19 protein-coding genes and 1 pseudogene are annotated in these 23977 nt (G+C 70.6%); 14 read left to right on the top strand and 6 right to left on the bottom strand.

Annotation, left to right across the window (positions count from 1 at the left end; translation table 11 throughout):
* Nucleotides 1-21 precede the first annotated feature (21 nt).
* A complete protein-coding gene (locus tag ACWDRW_RS08450) occupies nt 22-1488 on the bottom strand; it encodes a sodium:solute symporter (RefSeq protein WP_451721519.1) in 1467 nt (488 codons plus the stop codon).
* A 185-nt stretch (nt 1489-1673) separates the two neighbouring features.
* On the opposite strand from ACWDRW_RS08450, the gene ACWDRW_RS08445 reads away from it, so the two are divergent.
* Nucleotides 1674-3140 carry a PucR family transcriptional regulator ligand-binding domain-containing protein gene (locus tag ACWDRW_RS08445; protein WP_451721518.1) on the top strand — a complete coding sequence of 489 codons (1467 nt, stop codon included), beginning with the start codon at nt 1674-1676 and terminating at the stop codon, nt 3138-3140.
* Nucleotides 3141-3230: 90 nt separating this feature from the next.
* Here ACWDRW_RS08445 and ACWDRW_RS08440 read toward each other — a convergent pair.
* Nucleotides 3231-4095 (bottom strand): annotated as a pseudogene (locus ACWDRW_RS08440) (RNA-guided endonuclease TnpB family protein); the annotation flags it as partial.
* Nucleotides 4096-4264: 169 nt separating this feature from the next.
* Between ACWDRW_RS08440 and ACWDRW_RS08435 the strand changes: the two are divergent.
* On the top strand, nt 4265-5053 hold the full coding sequence (locus ACWDRW_RS08435; RefSeq protein ID WP_451721517.1) for a phosphatase: 789 nt from the start codon (nt 4265-4267) through the stop codon (nt 5051-5053).
* A 7-nt stretch (nt 5054-5060) separates the two neighbouring features.
* Here ACWDRW_RS08435 and ACWDRW_RS08430 read toward each other — a convergent pair whose 3' ends face one another.
* The 3 genes from ACWDRW_RS08430 to ACWDRW_RS08420 form a co-directional block, all read right to left on the bottom strand.
* Nucleotides 5061-5930, bottom strand: coding sequence for an acyl-CoA thioesterase (locus ACWDRW_RS08430; protein WP_451721516.1), 870 nt, complete (start codon nt 5928-5930; stop codon nt 5061-5063).
* A 36-nt stretch (nt 5931-5966) separates the two neighbouring features.
* Nucleotides 5967-7124, bottom strand: a complete 1158-nt coding sequence (locus ACWDRW_RS08425) for an acyl-CoA dehydrogenase family protein (protein ID WP_451721515.1) — start codon at nt 7122-7124, stop codon at nt 5967-5969.
* Between the two features lie 112 nt (nt 7125-7236).
* Entirely contained in the window at nt 7237-7836 is a 600-nt protein-coding gene (locus ACWDRW_RS08420) for an SACE_7040 family transcriptional regulator (RefSeq protein WP_451721514.1), read from the bottom strand.
* Between the two features lie 87 nt (nt 7837-7923).
* Here ACWDRW_RS08420 and ACWDRW_RS08415 point away from each other — a divergent pair, with 87 nt between their 5' ends.
* The 10 genes from ACWDRW_RS08415 (at nt 7924) to ACWDRW_RS08370 (ending at nt 20966) form a co-directional block, all read left to right on the top strand.
* On the top strand, nt 7924-9540 hold the full coding sequence (locus tag ACWDRW_RS08415) for a carboxyl transferase domain-containing protein (protein WP_451721513.1): 1617 nt from the start codon (nt 7924-7926) through the stop codon (nt 9538-9540).
* Between the two features lie 11 nt (nt 9541-9551).
* A complete protein-coding gene (locus tag ACWDRW_RS08410; protein WP_451721512.1) occupies nt 9552-11546 on the top strand; it encodes an acetyl/propionyl/methylcrotonyl-CoA carboxylase subunit alpha in 1995 nt (664 codons plus the stop codon).
* On the top strand, nt 11543-12472 hold the full coding sequence (locus ACWDRW_RS08405; protein ID WP_451721511.1) for a hydroxymethylglutaryl-CoA lyase: 930 nt from the start codon (nt 11543-11545) through the stop codon (nt 12470-12472). Before ACWDRW_RS08410 ends, ACWDRW_RS08405 begins: the two co-directional genes overlap by 4 nt.
* Nucleotides 12473-12477: 5 nt before the next feature.
* On the top strand, nt 12478-13647 hold the full coding sequence (locus ACWDRW_RS08400) for an acyl-CoA dehydrogenase family protein (protein WP_451721510.1): 1170 nt from the start codon (nt 12478-12480) through the stop codon (nt 13645-13647).
* Nucleotides 13648-13846: 199 nt separating this feature from the next.
* The gene (locus ACWDRW_RS08395; protein WP_451721509.1) at nt 13847-14893 is read left to right on the top strand and encodes an ABC transporter substrate-binding protein; all 1047 of its coding nucleotides are present in this window, start codon (nt 13847-13849) and stop codon (nt 14891-14893) included.
* 44 nt (nt 14894-14937) lie between these two features.
* Nucleotides 14938-15774 carry a siderophore-interacting protein gene (locus ACWDRW_RS08390; RefSeq protein WP_451721508.1) on the top strand — a complete coding sequence of 279 codons (837 nt, stop codon included), beginning with the start codon at nt 14938-14940 and terminating at the stop codon, nt 15772-15774.
* Between the two features lie 174 nt (nt 15775-15948).
* A complete protein-coding gene (gene desA / locus ACWDRW_RS08385) occupies nt 15949-17391 on the top strand; it encodes a lysine decarboxylase DesA (protein WP_451721507.1) in 1443 nt (480 codons plus the stop codon).
* The gene (locus ACWDRW_RS08380; protein ID WP_451721506.1) at nt 17375-18658 is read left to right on the top strand and encodes a lysine N(6)-hydroxylase/L-ornithine N(5)-oxygenase family protein; all 1284 of its coding nucleotides are present in this window, start codon (nt 17375-17377) and stop codon (nt 18656-18658) included. Before desA ends, ACWDRW_RS08380 begins: the two co-directional genes overlap by 17 nt.
* Nucleotides 18655-19197 carry a GNAT family N-acetyltransferase gene (locus tag ACWDRW_RS08375; RefSeq protein WP_451721505.1) on the top strand — a complete coding sequence of 181 codons (543 nt, stop codon included), beginning with the start codon at nt 18655-18657 and terminating at the stop codon, nt 19195-19197. Before ACWDRW_RS08380 ends, ACWDRW_RS08375 begins: the two co-directional genes overlap by 4 nt.
* Nucleotides 19194-20966: an IucA/IucC family protein gene (locus tag ACWDRW_RS08370; protein ID WP_451721504.1), complete on the top strand. Its 1773-nt coding sequence runs from the start codon at nt 19194-19196 to the stop codon at nt 20964-20966. The genes ACWDRW_RS08375 and ACWDRW_RS08370 overlap by 4 nt, the downstream gene beginning before the upstream one ends.
* A gap of 82 nt (nt 20967-21048) precedes the next feature.
* On the opposite strand, the gene ACWDRW_RS08365 is transcribed toward ACWDRW_RS08370, so the two are convergent.
* Complete coding sequence (locus ACWDRW_RS08365) at nt 21049-22632, bottom strand: beta-N-acetylhexosaminidase (RefSeq protein ID WP_451721503.1); 1584 nt, start codon at nt 22630-22632, stop codon at nt 21049-21051.
* A gap of 96 nt (nt 22633-22728) precedes the next feature.
* On the opposite strand from ACWDRW_RS08365, the gene ACWDRW_RS08360 reads away from it, so the two are divergent.
* Together ACWDRW_RS08360 and ACWDRW_RS08355 are read left to right on the top strand one after the other, a co-directional pair.
* Entirely contained in the window at nt 22729-23616 is an 888-nt protein-coding gene (locus tag ACWDRW_RS08360; RefSeq protein WP_451721502.1) for a DUF4429 domain-containing protein, read from the top strand.
* An 89-nt stretch (nt 23617-23705) separates the two neighbouring features.
* A complete protein-coding gene (locus tag ACWDRW_RS08355) occupies nt 23706-23963 on the top strand; it encodes a hypothetical protein (protein ID WP_451721501.1) in 258 nt (85 codons plus the stop codon).
* Nucleotides 23964-23977: the final 14 nt, after the last annotated feature.

Here is a 23977-nt window from a genome sequence, read left to right as displayed (position 1 = left end):
TGTACATCTGGGTCTACGACTCTACTGGTGAGCCGGGACGGGTTCGGACACGAGTTCGGGATCGGGCGCACGTCCGGCGAGGCGCTCGCGCCAGGCGGCGAGCACGGCCGCGTCGGTGGGCTTCGTCATCAAGGAGACGGCGAGGTAGGCCGCGAGGGAAGACAGCAGGCCGTAGTAGACCGGCTCGTTGGCGAGGATGCCGTAGCCCGCCATCAGTGCGACGACCGCGAGTCCGCCGACGACGACGGAGGCGAGGGCGCCCTGCGCGGTGCCGCGCCTCCACAGCAGTCCGCCGAGGATCGGGACGAGCAGTCCGCCGACCAGGAGGTTGTACGCGACGGTCAGCGCCTCGACGACGTTGTTCAGCGCGATGGCCGTACCGATGACCGCGACGCCCATGATCAGGATGAAGACGCGGTTGCCCTTGACCTCGTCGTGCGCGTCGTCGGACTCGCGCACGAGGCCCCTGAGCCGCGACCAGATGTCGTTGTTGGCGACGGTGGCGCAGGCGATGAGCGCGCCGGAGGAGGTGGACATCACGGCGGCCAGGGCGGCGGCCAGCACCAGTCCGCGGACACCGATGGGCAGTTCGTCCTTCACGATCGTGGCGAAGGCGTCGTCGGCGCTGGCCAGGTTCGGGTAGAGCACCTTGGCGGCCGTGCCGATGACGGCGCCCGCGAGGGCGTAGGCGAGACAGTAGGTTCCGGCGACCGTGCCGCCCCACTTGGCGGTCCGGTCGCTGCGCGCGGTGAAGACGCGCTGCCAGATGTCCTGACCGATGAGCATGCCGAAGGTGTAGATGAGCACGTAGGTGAAGATCGTCTCGCCGCCGATGCCCAGCGGGTCGAAGTACTCGGTGGGCAGCTGGGCCTTCATCTCGCCGAACCCGCCGGCCTTGACGACGGCGATGGGCAGGAGCAGGAGCAGCACACCGATGGTCTTCACGACGAACTGGACCATGTCGGTGAGGGTGATCGACCACATGCCGCCGAGGGTGGAGTAGGCGACGACGATCGAACCGCCGAGGACGATGGCGAGCGTGCGGTTCATGTCGAAGAGCACGTCGAAGATCGTGGCGTAGGCGATCGTGGAGGTGACGGCGAGCATCAGGGTGTACGCCCACATGACCACGCCGGAGATCACACCCGCCCTGCCGCCGTACCGCAGATCGAGCATCTCGGAGACGGTGTAGACCTTGAGCCGGGCGATCCGGGCGGAGAAGAAGACGGAGAGGGCTAGCAGCCCGAGGCCGATGGTGAACACCATCCAGGCGCCGGAGAGCCCGTACTGATACCCGAGGCCCACGCCACCGATGGTGGACGCGCCGCCGAGGACGATGGCGGCCATGGTGCCGGAGTACATGGCGGGCCCGAGGCGCCGCCCCGCCACCAGGAACTCGCTCTTGGACCTGGCGCGGCGCATGCCCCACCAGCCCATGGCCAGCATGCCGACCAGATAGACGACGATCACTGTGTAGTCGACGGCCATGTGGGCCCTCCCTTACGTACATCCCGGTGGCGTGTCGTGCAGATACAGGGGGACGTCGGCAGCGGCTCGCGGGGACATCCGCCCGTACCCGCGGCTGCCGGTCTGGACCGACCCTAGGTGGCCGAAAAGCGGCTGCGAAGTGTACGTTTCATCCATTGAGGCTGTACGGAGTGGAGGAAACGCACATGCCGGACCCCTCCGTCCCACCCACCCCACCGGTACCGCTGTCGGCGCTGCTGGCCCGGGAGGACCTGGCGCTGCGGCACATCGCGGGCGCCGCGGACCCGACGCGCGTGATGATCCACTGGGCGCACACGTCGGAGATGGCGGACCCGTACCCGTATCTGCTGGGCGGAGAGCTCCTGCTCACGGCGGGCGTCCACATCCCGGAGGCGGCGGGCTCCGGCACCTACTTCGACGACTACGTCTCGAGGATCGTCGAGGCGGGCGGCACGGCCCTGGGCTTCGGACTGGCTCCGGTGCACGAGACGGTACCGAGGGCTCTGGTGGCGGCGTGCGAGAGGTACGACCTCCCCTTGCTGGAGGTCCCGCCCCGGACGACCTTCTCGGGCGTGGCCAGAGCGGTCTGGCAGCTGATGGCCCAGGCCCGCCTGGCGGAGCTCCGCCGAGTGACGGAGGCCCAGCAGCGGTTGGCGACAGCCGCCTCCCGCCCGGACCCGGTCCCCTCGGTCCTCCGCCAACTCGCCCAACGGGTGTCCGGCTGGGCCGTCCTGTACGGCCCGGAGGGGGCGGAGGTGTCGTCGGTGGGCCGCGCCGTGGAGAGCGCTGCCCGGGAAGCCCTGGCCGAACTCACGAAGGTCGTGCGCCCCTCGGGTCCGGGCACACCCACCTCGGCCACGGACACGGTCGCCGGTACCCACCTCGCCGCCTACGCCCTCGCCCCGGGACACGGCTTCGTCCTCGGTGTCGCCGCCCCCCAGCGCGACCCCGCCGACCACACCATCGCCTCCGTGGCCGCCGTACTGCTCTCCCTTCTCACCGGCGAGCAGCAGAGCGGCACCGGCGCGGCCCGCACCTCCGCTCTCGTACGGCTGTTGCTCGGGGCGGAGCCCGCGGACGTCGCCCCCCTCCTCGGCACCGACACATGGCACGTCGTACACGCCCGCCCCGAAACCCCCGCCACCCCCGACCCCGTCACCGCCTCCGCCCTCGGCGCCGCCCTCGGCTCCCCCCTCGTCGACCTCGCGAAGGACGTCGTACGCGTCCTCGTCCCCGCCGACCGCGAGCCCGCCCCGCAGCCGGGATGGATCCTCGGCGTCAGCGATCCCGCCATCCCCACGGAGTGGCCCGCCGCCGACACCCGCGCGGCCCGCGCGCTCGCCCGCGCCCGCGCCACCCGCACCCCCCTCGTCCGCCACGGCACCGGAACCGGCCTGTCCGACCTCGTCCCCCACGACGAGGCCGCAGCCCACGCCCGTTCCGTGCTCGCCCCGATCGCCGGCTCCCCCGCGCTGGTCGACACCCTGCGCACCTGGCTCTCCCTGCACGGCAGTTGGGACCGGACGGCCGTCGCCCTCGCCGTGCACCGCAACACCGTCCGCCAGCGCATCACCCGTTGCGCCGCGCTCCTCGACACCGACCTCGACGACCCGGACGTACGCATGGAGCTGTGGTTCGCACTGCGGCATTGAATCCTCCCCCTCATAAATGAGAGGGGATCCCTGGCTCAGGCAGCCCCTCGGAGCAGCGCTCCAGGAGGTTCTACGCCTTCGGCGCCAGCCAGTTCGTTCCGACAGCGGCAGTGCGTGCTTGGCTCTCGCTCCGCAGTGCGCGCAGTCCATGGTGGTGTGGGCGGGGTACACCAGGTGCACGATCCGGCCGTGCTTGCGGGCCGATTCGGTCAGCGCCCGCTTGGTGGCGCCGATCGCCGCGTCAGCGGCCTTGCGGGCCATCGTCGACCTTCGATCCGGCCCGCCCCTTGCCGGAGACTGGCCGGGCGATCGGCGTTGACCGGGGCGTCCGAAAGATCGCGACCACCACCTCCGACGCCCACGACCTACGCGGCCGCACCTCGGCCGGGACCACGAAACTCGCGTACCAGTGCCCCGGCGTGTCCTGGTACACGCGCACCGAGGAAGGCGCGGCGGGCAGCTCCCGCGACCACACGACGGTCAGAACGATGCCCTCGGCCAGGTGCAGACGGCCGTCCTTCAACCGGAACCCGCGCTGGGTGCAGTTCAGGCTCGCCAGCACCTCGCGCTTCTTCTTCCACCCCGGCATCCCGGCCCGCCGCCGCTGCGGCAGTGGTTCGCGGATGTCCTTGTGCGCCTTCGCCCGAGACTTACCGAAATCCCGGATGATCTGCTGCTGCGGCACCGAACTGCCCTCCCGCAGCCACGGCGTCCCGGCACGGGCCCCGGTCAGCGGTTTGTCGAGCCGCGCAGGACCGCACGTCTGCATGTCAGCACCGTCGGAACCGGACCTGTTGTGGGCGTGCACCTGCTTGGACTTGGCCACGCACTCGTTCCACACCCAGCGGCACCGGTCCCACTCAGCCGTCAGCGCCGCCGGCGCGGTCGACGACACCCGCAGCCGGAACGTCCACCGGGCGTACCTGGCGGCCTCTGCGACCGCCTCTGCTCCCACCCGTACGTCGATCGCCCGAGCACCACACCAACCGGCGGCCACTGGCACACGCGTTCGCATTCCCTGCCGTCGCCGACAGCCAGGCGGCGCTCCCGAGAAGGAGGTGACCCACGTCCCAGCGGCCGGGACACCCCGCGCGTCCGCGGGGGTCTGCCTCACAATGGGACACATGCCGATACCCGGGACACCCAGCCGCGCCGAGCTCGTCGAACACCTCGTCAGAACCCGTATCGCGGGCGACGTAGCCACTCCCCGCGAGAACAACCTCTCCCATTACCGCAAGCTCGCGAACGGCGACCGGAACTTCTGGCTCGGCCTGGAGCTGGGCGACCGCTGGACCGACGAGCAGGACGTGCTCGCGGTGATGGCGGAGCGGGTCGGTGTCAACGACGATCCCGAGTACCGGTTCGGCCAGGACACCATCGACCCCGAGCTGACCGTCGCCGGCCTGGAGCGGATGGCCGGCCGACTGCGCAAGGCGGCCGACGGGGGCCAGCGCGTCCTGTTCGCCACCGGCCACCCCGGCGGCCTCCTCGACGTGCACCGCGCCACCGCCGCCGCCCTGCGCGCGGCCGGCTGCGAGATCGTGGTCATCCCGGACGGGCTGCAGACGGACGAGGGCTACGTCATGCAGTTCGCGGACGTGGCGGTGCTGGAGCACGGCGCCACGCTGTGGCACACCCACTCGGGCGAGCCGATGAAGGCGATCCTGACGGCGCTGGAGCGCCTGGGCAGCCCGCTGCCGGACCTGGTCGTCGCCGACCACGGCTGGGCGGGCTACGCGGGACAGCACGGCGTCGACTCGGTCGGCTACGCCGACTCCAACGACCCGGCCCTCTTCCTCGCGGAGGCCGAGGGGACCGTCCAGGTGACGGTCCCGCTCGACGACCACGTGGTCAGCCCCCGCTACTACGACGCGATGACGGCGTACCTGCTGGCGGAGGCGGGGCTGGACTAGGGAGGGCCTAGCCGCGCGGGGCGCGGACCACGCCCTCCTGGATGACCGAGATCGCCAGTCGGCCGTCCTGGGTGTAGATGCGGGCCTGGCCGAGGCCGCGCCCGCCGGAGGCCGACGGGGACTGCTGGTCGTACAGCAGCCACTCGTCGGCGCGGAACGGGCGGTGGAACCACATCGCGTGGTCCAGGGAGGCGCCGACGACATCGCCGACGGCCCAGCCACCCCGCCCGTGCGCGAGCAGGACCGAGTCCAGCAGGGTCATGTCGGAGACGTACGTGGCGAGGACGACGTGCAGCAGCGGGTCGTCCCCGAGCTTGCCGTTGGCGCGGAACCACACCTGCGAGTGCGGCTCCCGCGGCTCGCCGAACCTGCCGAACGGCGGTTCGTCGACGTAGCGCACGTCCACGGCGGCGCGCGCCTCCAGGAACTTCTCCACGACGCCGGCGTCGAGATGGCCGTAGCCGCGCAGCCGCTCCTCGGAGGTGGGGAGGGTCGCCGGGTCGGGGGCGGCGGGCATCGGGGCCTGGTGCTCGAAGCCCTCCTCCGGGCGCTGGAAGGAGGCGGACAGCGCGAAGATCGGCTGCCCGTGCTGGACGGCGACCACCCGGCGGGCCGTGAAGGACCGGCCGTCGTTCATCCGGTCGACGGTGTAGACGATGGGCGCGCCGGGGTCCCCGATGCGCAGGAAGTACGCGTGCAGGGAGTGGGCGAGCCGGTCCTCGGGGACCGTCCGCCCGGCGGCGACCAGTGCCTGGGCCGCGACCTGTCCGCCGAAGACCCGCGGGACGACGGCGGACCGGGACTGGCCGCGGAAGATGTTCTCCTCGATCTGCTCCAGGTCGAGCAGATCGAGGAGATCCTGTAGTGCCTCGTTCATGGCAACTGGTTGTACCGGCCAGTCATTTCGGGGACCTTACAGGCCCATGTCCTTGGCGATGATCGACTTCATGATCTCGCTGGTGCCGCCGTAGATGCGGTTGACCCGGTTGTCCGCGTAGAGGCGGGCGATCGGGTACTCGTTCATGAAGCCGTAGCCGCCGTGCAGCTGGAGGCAGCGGTCGATCACGCGGTGGGCGACCTCGGTGCAGAACAGCTTCGCGGACGCGGCCTCGGCCGGGGTCAGCTCGCCCGCGTCGAGGGCCTCCAGGGCGCGGTCGGCGACGGCCTCGGCGGCGTCGACCTCGGCCTGGCAGGCGGCCAGCTCGAACTTGGTGTTCTGGAACGCGGCGACCGGCTTGCCGAAGACCGTGCGGTCCTGGACGTACTCCTTGGCGAACCGCACGGCGGCCTTGGCCTGCGCGTAGGCGCCGTAGGCGATGCCCCAGCGCTCGGAGGCGAGGTTGTGGCCGAGGTAGTAGAAGCCCTTGTTCTCCTCGCCGAGGAGGTCCTCGACCGGGACCTTCACGTCGACGAACGCCAGCTCGGCGGTGTCGGAGGTCTTCAGGCCCAGCTTGTCGAGCTTGCGGCCGACGGAGTAGCCCTCGGACTTCGTGTCCACGGCGAACAGCGAGATACCGAACCGGCGGTCCTCGGCGGTGGGCGCGGAGGTGCGGGCGCAGACGATGACGCGGTCGGCGTGGACGCCGCCGGTGATGAAGGTCTTGGCGCCGTTGAGGACGTAGTGCGTGCCGTCCTCGCTCAGCCTGGCGGTGGTCTTCATGCCCGCGAGGTCGGAGCCGGTGCCCGGCTCGGTCATCGCGAGGGCCCACATCTCCTCGCCGGAGACGAACTTCGGCAGGAAGCGCTTCTTCTGCTCGTCATTGGCGAGCATCTTGATGTACGGCAGGCCGAGCAGGACGTGCACGCCGGAGCCGCCGAACTGCACACCCGCGCGGGCGGTCTCCTCGTACATCACCGCCTCGAACTTGTACGAGTCGATGCCGGCGCCGCCGTACTCCTCGTCGACGCGGATGCCGAAGACGCCGAGCTCGGCGAGCTTGTAGTAGAAGTCCCGGGGCGCCTGGCCCGCCGCGAACCACTCGTCGTACACCGGTACGACCTCGGCCTCGATGAAGGCGCGGATGGTCTCCCGGAACGCCTCGTGGTCCTCATTGAACACAGTACGGCGCACGCCGCCACCTCCACCTGCGTATGTCTAAGCGCTTGCTCACTCAACCGTACCGGCGAGTATGAAGCGGCGTCCAGAGGTGTCCGGCCGTAACCCTCGTCACGCCCGCGCGCGGCTACTCCTGGCCGCCCGCCGCCCCGAAGGCCCCCCGGGCCATGCGGTGCAGCAGCTCGGCCGTGGCCCCCCGCCCCGGCAGCGACCCGGGACGTCCCAGGTGAGGCGTGGAGTTCAGCAGGCCGAAGACCGAGTGGACGGCCGAGCGGGCCGTGGGCTCGGACAGCGCCGGGTAGACCTCGCGGACCACCTCCACCCACAGCTCCACGTACTGCCGCTGCAGCTGCCGCACCAGCTTGCGGTCGCTGTCCCGGAGGCGGTCCAGCTCGCGGTCGTGCAAGGTGATCAGGGGACGGTCGTCGAGGGCGAAGTCGATGTGCCCCTCGATCAGGGAGTCCAGCACCGCCGGGGACGGCATCCCGTCGGCCTCCGCCAGCCGGCGCTTCGCCCCCGTCAGCAGCTGGCCGCTGATCCCCACCAGCAGCTCCGCCAGCATCGCGTCCTTGCCCGCGAAGTGCCGGTAGAGCCCGGGTCCGCTGATGCCGACGGCGGCACCTATCTCGTCGACCCCCACGCCATGGAAGCCGCGTTCGGCGAAGAGCCGCGCGGCCTCCTTGAGGATCTGCTCACGACGGGTCGGGGCGTCGGTTCTGGTGGCCATGCGAGCAATTCTAGACAGGGAGGTTAGCGGTCGTTAACCTGAAGGAAATGCGTTAACGCTCATTAACAAGGGTGAGGGGACCGCAGGATGCACGAGGCACCGGAGCTGACGAGCGCGGCAGATCCCGCGTCGGAGGCCTGGCAGGCCAATGAGGAGGCGCAGCTCGCGCTCGTGGCCGAGCTGCGCGACAAGCTCGCCGCCGCCCGGCTCGGCGGGGGTGAGAAGGCGCGGGCCCGGCACACCGCGCGCGGCAAGCTGCTGCCCCGGGACCGGGTGGACACCCTGCTCGACCCCGGCTCCCCGTTCCTGGAACTGGCGCCCCTCGCGGCCGACGGCCTGTACGAGGGCCAGGCCCCGGCGGCCGGCGTCATCGCCGGGATCGGCCGGGTCAGCGGGCGCGAGTGCGTGGTCGTCGCCAACGACGCCACCGTCAAGGGCGGCACGTACTACCCGATGACGGTGAAGAAGCACCTGCGGGCCCAGGAAGTGGCGCTGGAGAACCGGCTGCCCTGTCTCTACCTAGTCGACTCCGGCGGCGCCTTCCTGCCGATGCAGGACGAGGTCTTCCCCGACCGCGAGCACTTCGGGCGGATCTTCTACAACCAGGCCCGGATGTCGGCCGCCCGCATCCCGCAGATCGCCGCCGTCCTCGGCTCCTGCACGGCCGGCGGGGCGTACGTCCCGGCGATGAGCGACGAGGCCGTCATCGTCCGCAACCAGGGCACGATCTTCCTCGGCGGCCCGCCGCTGGTGAAGGCCGCCACCGGCGAGGTCGTCACCGCCGAGGAGCTGGGCGGCGGCGAGGTCCACGCGCGGGTGTCGGGCGTGACCGACCATCTCGCCGAGGACGACGCGCACGCGCTCAGGATCGTCCGGAACATCGTCGACACCCTCCCCCCGCGCGGGCAGCTCCCCTGGGAGGTGCGGTCGGCGGAGGAGCCCAAGGTCGACCCCTACGGCCTGTACGGCGCGGTGCCGGCCGACCCGCGCACCCCTTACGACGTCCGCGAGATCATCGCGCGCGTGGTCGACGGCTCCCGGTTCGCGGAGTTCAAGTCCGAGTTCGGGCAGACCCTGGTCACCGGCTTCGCCCGGATCCACGGCCACCCGGTCGGCATCGTCGCCAACAACGGCATCCTGTTCGCCGAGTCCGCCCAGAAGGGCGCCCACTTCATCGAGCTGTGCGACCAGCGCGGGATCCCGCTGGTGTTCCTGCAGAACATCTCCGGGTTCATGGTCGGCAGGGACTACGAGGCGGGCGGTATCGCCAAGCACGGCGCCAAGATGGTGACGGCGGTCGCCACCACCCGCGTCCCGAAGCTGACGGTCGTGGTCGGCGGCTCCTACGGCGCCGGGAACTACTCCATGTGCGGCCGCGCCTACTCGCCCCGCTTCCTGTGGATGTGGCCGGGCGCCAAGATCTCCGTCATGGGCGGCGAGCAGGCCTCCTCCGTCCTCGCCACCGTCAAGCGCGACCAGCTCGAGGCGCGCGGCGAGGAGTGGCCGGCCGAGGAGGAAGAGGCCTTCAGGGCACCGATCCGTGCGCAGTACGAGCGCCAGGGGAACGCCTACTACGCGACGGCCCGCCTGTGGGACGACGGGGTCATCGATCCCCTGGAGACCCGGCAGGTGCTGGGCCTGGCACTGACCGCCTGCGCGAACGCCCCGCTGGGTGACCCCCAGTTCGGCGTCTTCCGGATGTGAGGACCCAACCCATGTTTGACACAGTGCTCGTCGCCAACCGGGGTGAGATCGCGGTCCGCGTCATCCGCACCCTGCGCACGCTCGGCATCCGTTCGGTCGCCGTCTTCTCCGACGCCGACGCCGACGCCCGGCACGTCCGGGAGGCCGACACGGCGGTACGGATCGGCCCCGCGCCGGCCGTCGAGAGCTATCTGTCCGTCCCCGCGCTGCTGGAGGCCGCCGCGCGCACCGGCGCCCAGGCCGTCCACCCCGGCTACGGCTTCCTCGCCGAGAACGCCGAGTTCGCGCGGGCCTGCGCCGAGGCGGGCCTGGTCTTCATCGGACCACCGGCCGAGGCGATCGCCCTCATGGGCGACAAGATCCGCGCCAAGGAGACCGTGCGGGCGGCCGGAGTCCCGGTCGTCCCCGGCGGACGCGACCCCGAACTCGCCGAGGCGGCCCGGGAGCTGGGCCCGCCGGTGCTGCTGAAGCCCAGCGCGGGCGGCGGCGGCAAGGGCATGCGGCTGGTCCGGGACCTGGACCTGCTGGACGAGGAGATCGCGGCTGCCCGCCGCGAGGCGGCGGCCTCCTTCGGTGACGACACGCTTCTGGTCGAGCGGTGGATCGACCGCCCCCGGCACATCGAGATCCAGGTGCTGGCGGACGGCCACGGCCAGGTCGTCCACCTCGGCGAGCGCGAGTGCTCCCTCCAGCGTCGCCACCAGAAGGTCGTCGAGGAGGCGCCGAGCGTGCTCCTCGACGAGGAGACCCGGGCGGCGATGGGACGGGCGGCCGTGGAGGCGGCCCGCACGTGCGGGTACGTCGGCGCGGGCACGGTGGAGTTCATCGTCCCGGGCGGCGACCCCTCCGCGTACTACTTCATGGAGATGAACACCCGCCTCCAGGTGGAACACCCGGTCACCGAGCTGGTCACCGGCCTGGACCTGGTGGAGTGGCAGCTGCGGGTGGCGGCCGGGGAGAAGCTCGCGTTCGGCCAGGACGAGATCCGGCTGACCGGGCACGCGATAGAGGCCCGTATCTGCGCCGAGGACCCCGCTCGCGGCTTCCTCCCCTCCGGCGGCACGGTCCTGCGCCTGCGTGAGCCCTCCGGGGACGGCGTGCGCACGGACTCCGGGCTCACCGAGGGCACGGAGGTCGGCAGCCTGTACGACCCGATGCTCTCCAAGGTCATCGCCTACGGCCCCGACCGCCCGACGGCCCTGCGCAAACTCCGCGCGGCCCTCGCGGATACGGTCACGCTCGGCGTCCAGACCAACGCGGGCTTCCTGCGCCGCCTGCTGGCCCATCCCGCGGTGGTGGCCGGTGAACTGGACACCGGGCTCGTGGAGCGGGAGGTCGACGGGCTGGTGGCGGCCCAGGTGCCGACGGAGGTGTACGCGGCCGCGGCCCTGCTGCGCCGGGCGGCACTCACGCCGGCCCCCGGGGACGGCTGGGCCGACCCGTTCGCGGCGGCCGACGGCTGGCGCCTGGGCGGCGAGCCGGCCTGGACTCCGACCCCGCTGCACGTGCCGGGCCACGACCCGGTGACCGTGCGCCTGCGCCGCACGCGCGACGGGCGGACCGAGTTGCTGCTGCCCGGCCGTGAGGCGCCTCTTCGCTGCTCCGGAGGCGTGTGGGAGGCGCAGCGGTTCACCTTCGCCCTCGACGGCCTCACCCACACCTTCGCCACCTCGCCGGACGGCGCCTGGCTGGGCCGGGACGGCGACGCCTGGCACGTGCGCGACCACGACCCGGTGGCCGCGTCGCTGAGTCGGGCCGCGCACTCCGGGGCCGACTCGCTCACCGCCCCGATGCCCGGGACCGTGACCGTCGTCAAGGTCGCCGTGGGGGACGAGGTGAGCGCCGGTCAGAGCCTGCTGGTGGTGGAGGCGATGAAGATGGAGCACGTCATCTCCGCCCCGCACGCCGGCACGGTCGCCGAACTGGACGTCACCCCGGGCACCACGGTCGCCATGGACCAGGTGCTCGCCGTCATCACCCCTGCCGACGCGGAGGAGGACCGGTGACGCTCCCCATGACCGTCCCGGAGAGCGGCCTGCCGGCCCGCGTCCGGATCCACGAGGTCGGCGCCCGCGACGGCCTGCAGAACGAGAAGTCGACCGTGCCGACGCCGGTGAAGGCGGAGTTCGTCCGCCGTCTCGCCGACGCGGGCCTGACGACGATCGAGGCCACCAGCTTCGTCCACCCGAGGTGGGTGCCCCAACTCGCCGACGCGGAGGAGCTGTTCCCCCAGGTCAGCGACCTCCCGGTGGACCTGCCGGTGCTGGTTCCGAACGAACGCGGTCTGGAGCGCGCCCTCGCGCTGAACGCCACCCGTGTCGCCGTCTTCGCCAGCGCCACCGAGTCCTTCGCCAAGGCCAACCTCAACCGCACGGTCGACGAGGCGCTGGCCATGTTCGAGCCGGTCGTCGCCCGCGCGAAGGCCGAGGGCGTGCATGTGCGCGGCTATCTCTCCATGTGCTTCGGCGACCCCTGGGAGGGCGCGGTCCCCGTGCCGCAGGTCGTCGGGGTCTGCCGCGCCCTGCTCGACATGGGCTGCGACGAACTGAGCCTCGGCGACACGATCGGCGTCGCCACCCCGGGCCACGTCCGCGCGCTGCTGACCGAACTCACCGGCGGGGGCACGCCCGTGGCAAAGCTCGGCGTGCACTTCCACGACACCTACGGCCAGGCCCTCGCCAACACCTACGCGGCACTCCAGCACGGTGTCACCACCGTCGACGCCTCCGCGGGCGGCCTGGGCGGCTGCCCGTACGCGAAGTCCGCCACCGGCAACCTCGCCACCGAAGACCTCGTGTGGATGCTGCACGGACTCGGCATCGACACCGGCGTCGACCTCGGCCGTCTCGTCGCCACAAGCGAGTGGATGGCCGACCGACTGGGCCGCCCCAGCCCGTCCCGCACCGTACGAGCCCTCTCCCACAAGGAGTGACCCCCATGGACCACAAGCTCTCCCCCGAGCTCGAAGAACTGCGCCGTACGGTGGAGGAGTTCGCGCACGACGTCGTGGCGCCCAAGATCGGCGACCTCTACGAGCGCCACGAGTTCCCCTACGAGATCGTGCGCGAGATGGGCCGCATGGGTCTGTTCGGGCTGCCCTTCCCCGAGGAGTACGGCGGCATGGGCGGCGACTACCTCGCGCTCGGCATCGCCCTGGAGGAACTGGCCCGCGTCGACTCCTCGGTGGCCATCACCCTGGAGGCGGGCGTCTCGCTCGGCGCGATGCCGATCCATCTGTTCGGCACCGAGGAGCAGAAGCGTCAGTGGCTGCCCCGGCTCTGCTCGGGCGAGATGCTCGGCGCCTTCGGTCTGACCGAACCGGACGGCGGCTCCGACGCGGGCGCCACCCGGACGACGGCCCAGCTGGACCCGGAGACCGACGAGTGGGTGATCAACGGCACCAAGTGCTTCATCACCAACTCCGGTACGGACATCACAGGGTTGGTCACGGTCACGGCGGTCACCGACCGCGGACCCACGGACGGCGCCCCCCTGATCTCCTCGATCATCGTCCCGGCGGGGACCCCGGGCTTCACGGTGGCGCCGCCGTACTCGAAGGTCGGCTGGAACGCCTCCGACACCCGTGAGCTGTCCTTCGTCGACGTCCGGGTCCCCCGGGCCAACCTCCTCGGCACCCTGGGCCGCGGCTACGCCCAGTTCCTGCGCATCCTCGACGAGGGCCGGATCGCGATCGCGGCGCTGGCGACGGGACTTGCGCAGGGCTGTGTGGACGAGTCGGTGCGCTACGCCAAGGAGCGGCACGCCTTCGGCCGGCCGATCGGCGCCAACCAGGCGATCCAGTTCAAGCTCGCCGACATGGAGATGCGGGCCCACACCGCCCGGGTCACCTGGCGCGACGCGGCGAGCCGGCTGGTGGCGGGCGAGCCCTTCAAGCGGGAGGCGGCCCTGGCCAAGCTGTACTCCTCCACGATCGCGGTGGACAACGCCCGTGACGCCACCCAGATCCACGGCGGCTACGGCTTCATGAACGAGTTCCCGGTGGCGCGGATGTGGCGGGACTCCAAGATCCTGGAGATCGGCGAGGGAACCAGCGAGGTCCAGCGGATGCTGATCGCCCGGGAACTGGGGCTGCCGCAGCGTTCGTGAGCCGGCGGCGGACCCGCTGATCCGGACCGGCCCAACTCCCTTGCGCGCAGGGGAGTTGGGCCTCGCTGCGCACCGATGTGGGCCTCATGCCAGGCGTACGGGCGGCATCGGAGAGGGACCCACCCCTGGACAAACGGTGAGGTTAGGCTAACCTACCTTCGAATTGTCCCGCGCAAGATCGTTCGAAAGCAGCGTACCCATGTCCAACGCCAGAGCCACCCACCTCACCCGCCGTGGCATCCTCGCCGCGGGCGGCGCCCTCGGTCTCGGTGCCGTGCTCGCAGCCTGCGGCGACGACGACGCGAAAAGCGAGGGCTCTGACAAGGAGACGGCTGCCGCGAAGTCCGGCCCCTGGACGTTCAAGGACGACCGCGGCACGACCGTGAAGCTCGACAAGGTGCCGACGAACATCGTCGCGTTCACCGGTGTCGCCGCCGCGCTCTTCGACTACGGCATCGAGGTCAAGGGCGTCTTCGGCCCGACCACGACCGCGGACGGAAAGCCCGACGTGCAGGCCGGCGACCTCGACGTCAGCAAGGTCACCGTGCTCGGCAACGAGTGGGGCAAGCTGAACATCGAGAAGTACGCGGCCCTCGCCCCCGAGGTTCTCATCACCACGACCTTCGACGACGCCGGCACCCTGTGGTCCGTGCCCGTCGAGTCGGCCCCCAAGATCGCCAAGCTCGCCCCGGACGTCGCGATCTCCGTCTACGACCGCCAGATGACCGAGCCGCTCCAGCGCATGTGGGAGCTGGCCGAGTCGCTCGGCGCGGACATGAAGTCGGCCAAGATCGCCGAGTCCAAGAAGAAGTTCGAGGCCGCCGCGGCCCGACTGCGCGCCGCCGCCAAGGCGAAGCCGGAGATCAAGGTGCTCGCCGGTTCCGCCGCGGAGACGATCTTCTACGTCTCCGGCACCAACTTCTCCATCGACCTCGAGTACTTCAAGGCCCTCGGTGTGAACTTCATCGAGCCCTCGGAGAAGGCGAAGGCCGAGAGCGGCGGCTGGTTCGAGGCGCTCAGCTGGGAGAACGTCGACAAGTACGACGCCGACATCATCGTGATGGACGACCGGTCCTCCACGATCCAGCCGGCCGACATCACCGAGGCCACGTGGAAGAAGCTGCCCGCCGTGAAGGCGGGTCAGGTCATCGCGCGTTCGCCCGAGCCGATCCTGTCGTACGACAAGTGCACCCCGCTTCTCGACAACCTCGCCGAGGCCATCGAGAACGCCAAGAAGGTCGCCTGACAGTCAGGTAGGTTCCCCCACTCCCTCCCCAGGAGCGACCCGTCATGACCACGGCCGTAGCCGTCCAGTTCCGTTTCTTCTCTCTTCAGGTCGTGCGGACTCGACGGCTCGGTCCGTCCTTGGTTCGGGTGACGTTCGGCGGGCAGGAGCTGCGCGACTTCCACTCCGACGGACAGGACCAGTCGCTGTCGCTCTTCCTGCCCCATCCCGGGCAGGACGCGCCCGCCGTCCCCGTCGAGCTCGGTGAGGGCTGGTGGCAGGGGTGGCGGGAACTGCCGGACGACGTACGGGCCGTGATGCGGTCGTACACCCTGCGCGCGCTGCGGCGGGACCCCGACGAGATCGACATCGACTTCGTGCTGCACGAGCCCGCCGGGCCCGCCTCCCGGTGGGCCGCCACGGCCGACGCCGGGGACCGGGTCGTACTGATCGGGCCCGCCGTCGCCGACAACCGGGCCATCCGGTTCCGGCCGCCCGCGGACACCGATCTCGTGGTGATCTGGGGCGACGACACCGCCGTACCGGCCGTCTGCGCCATCGTCGAGTCACTGCCGGCCGGCCCCCGGGCCCGGGTCTGGCTGGAGGTCCACGACGCCGGTGACATCCAGGACCTGACCACCGCGGCGGACGCCGAGATCAACTGGCTGGTCCAGGAGGACCGGGGCGGCGAGGGGTCCCCCATGGCCCTCGACGCCCTGCGCGACGCCCAACTCCCCGCCGCCGAGCACCCGTACGTCTGGATCGCGGGCGAGTCGGGGTGCGTGAAGGCGCTGCGCCGGCACTTCGTGGGCGAGCGCGGGATCGACCGGCGCCGGGTCACCTTCGTCGGCTACTGGCGGCGCGGGATGACCGAGGAGCAGCTGCGCGAGGCCGGCGAGTGACGCGACGGAAGTGACCACCGTCACGGGCGGGGTGGGATCACGCTCGCGCCCTGGACGATAAAGTTAGGTTAGGCTTACCTAAGTTGATCGATCGTTTTCCTCGATCGATCGCGCCCCGCTCCCCACTCCGCATCGCCTTCGTCCCGCACGGACTTCCCCTCGGAGGACTCCCCCATGCGCTCGCACCTGCTCAATGACACGACCGCGGAGCAGTACCGCCGCTCCGTGACCGAAGGTATCGAGCGGGTGGCCGCCAAACTCGCCACCACCGACCGGCCGTTCACCGGCGTCACCGTCGACTCCCTCGCCCCCGTCATCGACGCGATCGACCTCGACAAGCCGCTCCACGACACCGCCGCCGTACTCGACGAGCTGGAGGACGTCTACCTCCGGGACGCGATCTACTTCCACCACCCCCGCTACCTCGCCCACCTCAACTGCCCGGTCGTCATCCCGGCGGTGCTCGGCGAGGCGGTGCTCTCCGCCGTCAACTCCTCCCTGGACACCTGGGACCAGTCGGCCGGCGGCACCCTCATCGAGCGCAAGCTCATCGACTGGACGACCGCCCGCATCGGCCTCGGCCCCGCCGCCGACGGCGTGTTCACCTCCGGCGGCACCCAGTCCAACCTCCAGGCGCTGCTGCTGGCCCGCGAGGAGGCCAAGGCCGACGACTTCGGCGCACTGCGGATCTTCGCCTCCGAGGTCAGCCACTTCAGCGTCAAGAAGTCCGCCAAACTCCTCGGCTTGAGCGGCGACGCGGTCGTCTCCATCCCCGTCGACCACGACAAGCGCATGCAGACCGTCGCCCTCGCCCGCGAGCTGGAGCGGTGCCGCGCCGACGGTCTCGTCCCCATGGCGGTCGTCGCCACCGCCGGCACCACCGACTTCGGCTCCATCGACCCGCTGCCCGAGATCGCCGAGCTGTGCGAGCAGTACGGCACCTGGATGCACGTGGACGCCGCCTACGGCTGCGGTCTGCTCGCCTCGGTGAAGTACCGGGACCGGATCGACGGCATCGAGCGCGCCGACTCGGTCACCGTCGACTATCACAAGTCCTTCTTCCAGCCGGTGAGTTCCTCCGCCGTGCTGGTCCGCGACGTGGCCACGCTGCGCCACGCCACCTACCACGCCGAGTACCTCAACCCGCGTCGGATGGTGCAGGAACGTATCCCCAACCAGGTCGACAAGTCCCTCCAGACCACCCGCCGCTTCGACGCGCTGAAGCTGTGGATGACCTTGCGCGTCATGGGCGCCGACGGCATCGGACAGCTCTTCGACGAGGTCGTCGAGCTGGCCGCCGAGGGCTGGCAGCTGCTCGCCGCCGACCCGCGCTTCGACGTCGTGGTCGAGCCGAGCCTGTCCACCCTCGTCTTCCGCTACATCCCGGCCGCGGTGACCGACCCGGCCGAGATCGACCGCGCCAACCTCTACGCCCGCAAGGCCCTGTTCGCCTCCGGTGACGCCGTCGTCGCGGGCACCAAGGTCGGCGGCCGCCACTACCTGAAGTTCACCCTGCTCAACCCCGAGACCACGACGGCCGACATCGCCGCCGTCCTCGACCTGATCGCCGGCCACGCCGAGCAGTACCTGGGAGAGTCCCTTGACCGCGCTTCCTGAGACCACGAACAAGACCTACGACTTCGTGGGCATCGGGCTCGGCCCCTTCAACCTCGGCCTGGCCTGTCTGACCGAGCCCATCGACGAACTCGACGGTGTCTTCCTGGAGTCGAAGCCCGACTTCGAGTGGCACGCGGGCATGTTCCTGGACGGCGCCCACCTCCAGACCCCGTTCATGTCGGACCTGGTCACCCTCGCCGACCCGACCTCGCCGTACTCCTTCCTCAACTACTTGAAGGAGAAGGGCCGGCTGTACTCGTTCTACATCCGCGAGAACTTCTACCCGCTGCGGGTCGAGTACGACGACTACTGCCGCTGGGCCGCGAACAAGCTGAGCTGCGTCCGCTTCGGTACGACCGTCACCGAGGTGACCTTCGACGAGGCCGCCGGGCTGTACGGGGTGCGCACCGAGAGCGGCGAGGTCTTCCGCGCCCGGCACCTCGTCCTCGGCACCGGCACCTCGCCGCACTACCCGACGGCCGTCGAGGGCCTGGGCGGCGACTTCTTCCACAACTCCCGCTACCTGCAGAACAAGGCTGAGCTGCAGAAGAAGGAATCGATCACGATCATCGGCTCGGGCCAGTCCGCCGCCGAGATCTACTACGACCTCCTCGCCGAGATCGACGTCCACGGCTACCGGCTGAACTGGGTCACCCGCTCGCCGCGCTTCTTCCCGCTGGAGTACACCAAGCTCACGCTGGAGATGACGAGCCCGGAGTACATCGACTACTACCGCGCGCTGCCGGAGGCGACCCGCTACCGGCTCGTCGCCCAGCAGAAGGGCCTGTTCAAGGGCATCGACGGCGATCTCGTCAACGAGATCTTCGATCTGCTCTACCAGAAGAACCTCGGCGGGCCGGTCCCCACCCGGCTGCTCACCAACTCCTCGCTGAACAGCGCCCGGTACGAGAACGGGACGTACACGCTCTCCTTCCGCCAGGAGGAGCAGGAGAAGGACTTCGAGCTCGAGACGCAGGGCCTGGTCCTCGCGACCGGGTACGCCTACGCCGAGCCGGAGTTCCTGAAGCCCGTCGCCGACCGGCTCGTCCGCGACTCGCGGGGCAACTTCGACGTCGCCCGCAACTACGCCATCGACGTGACCGGCCGGGGTGTGTTCCTCCAGAACGCCGGCGTGCACACCCACAGCATCACCAGCCCGGACCTCGGCATGGGCCCCTACCGCAACAGCTGCATCATCCGTGAGCTGCTCGGCAGCGAGTACTACCCGGTCGAGAAGACCATCGCGTTCCAGGAGTTCGCCGTATGACCCCCCACACCTTCGCCTTCCGCCCGCTCGACCCCCTGAAGGACGCCGTGCTGCTGCACAGCTGGGTGACCCACCCCAAGGCGGCCTTCTGGATGATGCAGGACGCCAGACTGGAGGACGTCGAGCGCGCCTACATGGAGATCGCGGCCGACGAGCACCACCACGCCCTGCTGGGCCTGGACGAGCGCGGCGCGCCCGCCTTCCTCATGGAGCACTACGACCCCGCTCACCGCGAACTGGTCGGTCTCTACCAGCCCGAGCCCGGCGACATCGGCATGCACTTCCTGACCCCGCCCACCGACCGGCCCGTCCACGGCTTCACCCGGGCCGTCATCACCGCCGTGGTGGCGCACCTCTTCGAGGACCCGGCGGTCCGCCGGGTCGTCGTCGAGCCGGACGTCTCCAACACGGCCGTGCACGCCCTGAACGAAGCCGTCGGGTTCGTGCCCGAGCGGGAGATCCAGAAGCCGGAGAAGAAGGCGCTGCTGAGTTTCTGCACGCGCGAGCAGTTCCTCGCGGCGACGGGGGTGGCCGCGTGACCCTCGCCGACAGCGTGGCCCACCTCTCCCCCGAGCGCTGGGAGAAGGCCAACCGCCAGCTCGTCCGCAAGGCGCTCGCCGAGTTCGCGCACGAGCGGCTGATCACGCCCGAGGCCACCGCCGACGGCGGCTTCGAGGTGCGCAGCGACGACGGTCTGACCCGGTACCGGTTCACCGCCGTCCGCCGCGCCCTCGACCACTGGCAGGTCGACGCCGACTCGATCTCCCGTCGTCGCGACGGCGTCGACCTCCCCCTCGCCGCGCTGGACTTCTTCATCGAGCTGAAGGACTCCCTCGGTCTGAGCGACGCGATCCTGCCGGTCTACCTGGAGGAGGTCTCCTCCACCCTCTCCGGCACCTGCTTCAAGCTCACCAAGCCCCAGATCCCGGTCGCCGAGCTCACCAGGAGCGGCTTCCAGGAGATCGAGACGGGGATGACCGAGGGCCACCCCTGCTTCGTCGCCAACAACGGCCGGCTGGGCTTCGGGATCCATGAGTACCTGTCGTACGCCCCCGAGGCCGCGAACCCGGTCCGGCTGGTCTGGCTGGCGGCGCACCGCTCGCGGGCCGCGTTCACGGCGGGTGTGGGCCTGGAGTACGAGTCCTTCGTCCGGGACGAACTGGGCGAGGACACCGTCGAGCGCTTCCACCGGCAGCTCGTCGAGCAGGGTCACGACCCCGCCGAGTACTTCCTCATCCCGGTCCACCCCTGGCAGTGGTGGAACAAGCTGACGGTCACCTTCGCCGCCGAGGTCGCCCGGGGGCACCTGGTGTGCCTGGGCGAGGGGGACGACGAGTACCTGGCCCAGCAGTCCATCCGGACCTTCTTCAACACCTCGAACCCCGAGAAGCACTACGTGAAGACGGCCCTGTCCGTCCTCAACATGGGCTTCATGCGCGGCCTGTCGGCCGCGTACATGGAGGCGACCCCGGCCATCAACGACTGGCTCGCCCAGCTCATCGAGAACGACCCCGTGCTCAAGGAGACGGGCCTGTCGATCATCCGCGAGCGCGCGGCGGTCGGTTACCGGCACCTGGAGTACGAGGCGGCGACGGACCGCTACTCGCCGTACCGCAAGATGCTGGCCGCGCTGTGGCGGGAGAGCCCGGTGGCCTCCCTCCGGGAGGGCGAGCAGCTCGCCACGATGGCCTCCCTCGTCCACGTCGACCACGAGGGCGCGTCCTTCGCGGGCGCGCTCGTCGAACAGTCCGGGCTGGAGCCGGCGGAGTGGCTGCGGCGGTACCTGACGGCGTACTTCACGCCGCTGCTGCACTGCTTCTACGCCTACGACCTGGTCTTCATGCCGCACGGCGAGAACGTGATCCTGGTCCTGAAGGACGGTGTCGTCCAGCGCGCGGTCTACAAGGACATCGCCGAGGAGATCGCGGTCATGGACCCGGACGCGGTGCTGCCGCCGACGGTGGAGCGGCTGCGCGTGGACGTCCCCGAGGACACGAAGCTGCTGTCCATCTTCACGGACGTCTTCGACTGCTTCTTCCGCTTCCTCGCGGCGAACCTCGCCACGGAGGGCGTCCTCAGCGAGGACGACTTCTGGCGGACGGTCGCCGAGGTGACGCGCGCGTACCAGGAGAAGGTGCCGGAACTGGCGGACAAGTTCCAGCAGTACGACATGTTCGCCCCGGAGTTCGCCCTGTCCTGCCTCAACCGCCTCCAGCTGCGCAACAACCAGCAGATGGTGGACCTGGCCGACCCGGCGGGCGCGCTGCAGCTGATCGGCACGCTGAAGAACCCGATCGCGGGGCTGTAGGACCCACACGGACGGACGGGCACCCAGGAGTACGGTCCTCCCGGGTGCCCGTCCTTTCGCCGTCTCTGCCTTTTCGCCGTCTCTACTCAGCGGGCCAAGGCACCTGCGGAGCCCGGTGGTAGCCGACCCCCATGGCCTCCCAGCGCGGCCCCTGGGCCGCCAGCCGTACCTTGTACCCCTCCCAGTCGTGCGTCGAGGCCGGCGACCACCCCAGCTCGGCCACCCCCGCGGCCCTCGGGAACGCCATGTACTCGATGTGCTCGGAGGTCTCCAGGGTCTCGCTCCACAGCGGCGCCTCGACACCCCGCACCGCCGAAGCGGGCGCCCCGGGGAGGTAGCTCCCGGGATCCCAGTCGTAGGACCGCTTCACATCGACGTACCCCGCCCAGGACAGCCCCAGCGGCGTCTTCTCGTCGTACTTCATATCGAGGTAGACCCGGTCCGCAGGCGACAGCACCAGCCCGGTGCCGTTGCGCGCCGCCTCGGCGACCCGCGCCTTCTCCGCCGCGCTCGTACCGTCGAGCCCCCAGTACTGCGCGACGGCCCCCGGCGCGGGATGCGCCCCGGTCAGCTGGTGCCAGCCGACCACGGTCTTGCCGTACTTCGCCACGATCGGCTGCACCCGGTCCATGAACTTCACGTAGTCCTCGTGGCTGGTGGAGTGCGCCTCGTCGCCGCCGATGTGCAGATACCGGCCCGGCGTGAGCGCGGCCAGTTCCCGGATCACGTCGTCCACGAAGTCGTACGTGATGTCCTTCGGCACGCACAGCGAGCTGAAGCCGACCTCCGTGCCGGTGTAGAGCGGCGGGGCCACTCCGTCGCAGTTCAGCTCGGCGTACGAGGCCAGCGCCGCGTTGGTGTGGCCCGGCAGGTCGATCTCGGGGACGACCTCCAGGTGGCGGGAGGCCGCGTAGCGGACGATCTCCCGGTAGTCGTCCTTGGTGTAGTAGCCGCCGGGGCCGCCGCCGACCTGGGTCGAGCCGCCGTAGGTGGCGAGGCGCGGCCAGGAGTCGATGGCGATGCGCCAGCCCTGGTCGTCGCTGAGGTGCAGATGCAGCTTGTTGAACTTGTACAGCGCCAACTGGTCGATGTACCGCTTGACCTGGTCGACGCCGAAGAAGTGCCGGGAGACGTCGAGCATCGCGCCGCGCCAGCCGTAGCGCGGGCTGTCCTTGATCGTGCCGCCCGCGACCAGCCAGGGCCCGGGCTGCACGGAGTCCTTCTCCACGGCGGCGGGCAGCAGCTGCCGCAGTGTCTGGACGCCGTGGAAGAGCCCGGCGGGCCCCGCGGCCGTGATGGTGACGCCCTTGCGGCCGCTGTCGAGTCGGTAGCCCTCGGCGCCGAACGGGCCCTTGGCCAGGCGCAGTCGGATGCCGGAACCGTGGGTGGCGACCGGCAGCCGGTAGCCGGTCGCGGGGCGGAGAAGGTCCGCGAGGTACTGGCCGACGCGCCGGACCTCGCCGTTCGCGTCGACGCGGATGCGCGTGTCGCGGGTGATCCGGTAGGGGGATCCGCCCGGGTCGACCGAGGCGGGCGCGGGGACGACCCGGTCGAGCGGGGTGGGCGTCTCCGCCCGGGCGGGGGCGGCCCCCGTGACGGAGGAGGCGGCCATCGCGACCAGCAGCAGGGAACCGAGCAGGCGGAGCGTTCCGCGGTGCTGTCTCACACGGCTGTGTCTCACAAGCGTGTCCCTTCCATGAGCCATGGAGCCCCAAAAAGGTCTGGACCACTCTCTCGTGAGTGAGGTGGAACAATCCACCCCATGGCGGAAATCATCCAGAAGGACGGCACGTGGGTCTTCGACGGCGACGCACTGCGACTGACTCCCGGACGGGACAAGAACGTCAGCCTGTTCCGCAAGACGCTGGGTGAACTGGTCGTTCCGCTGGGCGCGTTGGCGGGGATCTCCTTCGAGCAGGGCAAGAAGACCGGGCGGCTGCGGCTGCGGATGCGCGACGGCGCCGACCCGCTGCTGCACGCCACCGGCGGCCGGCTCACCGAGCCCCACGACCCCTACCAGCTGATCGTCGAACCCGGCCGTTACGGCGTCGCCGAGTACTTCACCGACGAGGTCCGCAACGCCCTCCTGCTGGACGAGGTCCCGGCCGACCCCGTCTTCGAGTACCTCGTGCCGGGCCCGGCCGTGCCGCTGTCGGTCTCCGCCGGGGACGGCACCGCGAGCTTCGACGGGGAGCGGATCCGGCTGGAGTGGAACTGGAAGACGGAGGACGCCAAGGCCGCCGCCGGGGCCCGCTCGCTGGCCCTCACGGACATCACCGGCGTCGAGTGGCATCCGGCCGCGGGCCTGGAGAACGGCCACCTCCGCTTCACCGTCCGCAACGCCCCGACCAAGGCCCCGCCCAAGTACGACCCCAACGCCGTGGAGCTGTGGGGCTTCAAGAAGGACCCGCTGATGGCCCTGGTCGCGGCGGCCGTCCAGGCCCGGCTCCCGCACCCGGCGGCCGCCGCCGACGACGTACGACAGCCGGAGCCGGACGAACCCCGGCAGCTCGCCGCCGCCTCCGCCGCCGAGGACGACCACGACGCGCTGCTGCGCCGGCTGCGGGAGCTGGGCGAGCTGCACCGCACGGGCGTCCTGACGGAGGAGGAGTTCACCCTCGCCAAACAGGCGATCCTGAAGCGGATGTGAGCGGGCGGCTCACAGGCTTTTGACACGCCCTTGCCCGAAATCGGGCAGGATTCTTGCGAAAGAGTCTTCGGTACCCCAGGATCTACCGGGTGCACGACGAACTTGTAGATCACCTGACGCGGTCCACGCCCCTCAGCCGGGGCGAGGCACTGCGCGTGATCCAGGACGTGCTCGCCTACTTCGACGAGACGACCGAGGAGTTCGTCCGTCGCCGCCACCGCGAGCTCCAGGCCCAGGGCCTGGTGAACACGGCGATCTTCGATCGGATCGAGGCGGACCTGCAATACCGGGCGGTGGCCCCGCCGGAGCTCTCGCTCCGGCAGCTGCGCCGGATCGTCTACGGCTAGGGATATCTGTATAC

The sequence above is a fragment of the Streptomyces sp. NPDC003635 genome (assembly GCF_053587635.1).
The sequence above is the reverse complement of the archived record's forward strand: the minus strand, read 5'-3'. Positions and strand labels throughout refer to the sequence as shown.

Bases quoted from the DNA above. Each gene is read 5' to 3' on its own strand.
- ACWDRW_RS08410 (WP_451721512.1), top strand. From the start codon at position 9,552: ATGTTTGACACAGTGCTCGTCGCCAACCGGGGTGAGATCGCGGTCCGC.
- desA (WP_451721507.1), top strand. From the start codon at position 15,949: ATGCGCTCGCACCTGCTCAATGACACGACCGCGGAGCAGTACCGCCGC.
- ACWDRW_RS08400 (WP_451721510.1), top strand. From the start codon at position 12,478: ATGGACCACAAGCTCTCCCCCGAGCTCGAAGAACTGCGCCGTACGGTG.
- ACWDRW_RS08390 (WP_451721508.1), top strand. From the start codon at position 14,938: ATGACCACGGCCGTAGCCGTCCAGTTCCGTTTCTTCTCTCTTCAGGTC.
- ACWDRW_RS08435 (WP_451721517.1), top strand. From the start codon at position 4,265: ATGCCGATACCCGGGACACCCAGCCGCGCCGAGCTCGTCGAACACCTC.
- ACWDRW_RS08420 (WP_451721514.1), bottom strand. From the start codon at position 7,836: ATGGCCACCAGAACCGACGCCCCGACCCGTCGTGAGCAGATCCTCAAG.
- ACWDRW_RS08415 (WP_451721513.1), top strand. From the start codon at position 7,924: ATGCACGAGGCACCGGAGCTGACGAGCGCGGCAGATCCCGCGTCGGAG.
- ACWDRW_RS08445 (WP_451721518.1), top strand. From the start codon at position 1,674: ATGCCGGACCCCTCCGTCCCACCCACCCCACCGGTACCGCTGTCGGCG.
- ACWDRW_RS08375 (WP_451721505.1), top strand. From the start codon at position 18,655: ATGACCCCCCACACCTTCGCCTTCCGCCCGCTCGACCCCCTGAAGGAC.
- ACWDRW_RS08430 (WP_451721516.1), bottom strand. From the start codon at position 5,930: ATGAACGAGGCACTACAGGATCTCCTCGATCTGCTCGACCTGGAGCAG.
- ACWDRW_RS08395 (WP_451721509.1), top strand. From the start codon at position 13,847: ATGTCCAACGCCAGAGCCACCCACCTCACCCGCCGTGGCATCCTCGCC.
- ACWDRW_RS08450 (WP_451721519.1), bottom strand. From the start codon at position 1,488: ATGGCCGTCGACTACACAGTGATCGTCGTCTATCTGGTCGGCATGCTG.
- ACWDRW_RS08360 (WP_451721502.1), top strand. From the start codon at position 22,729: ATGGCGGAAATCATCCAGAAGGACGGCACGTGGGTCTTCGACGGCGAC.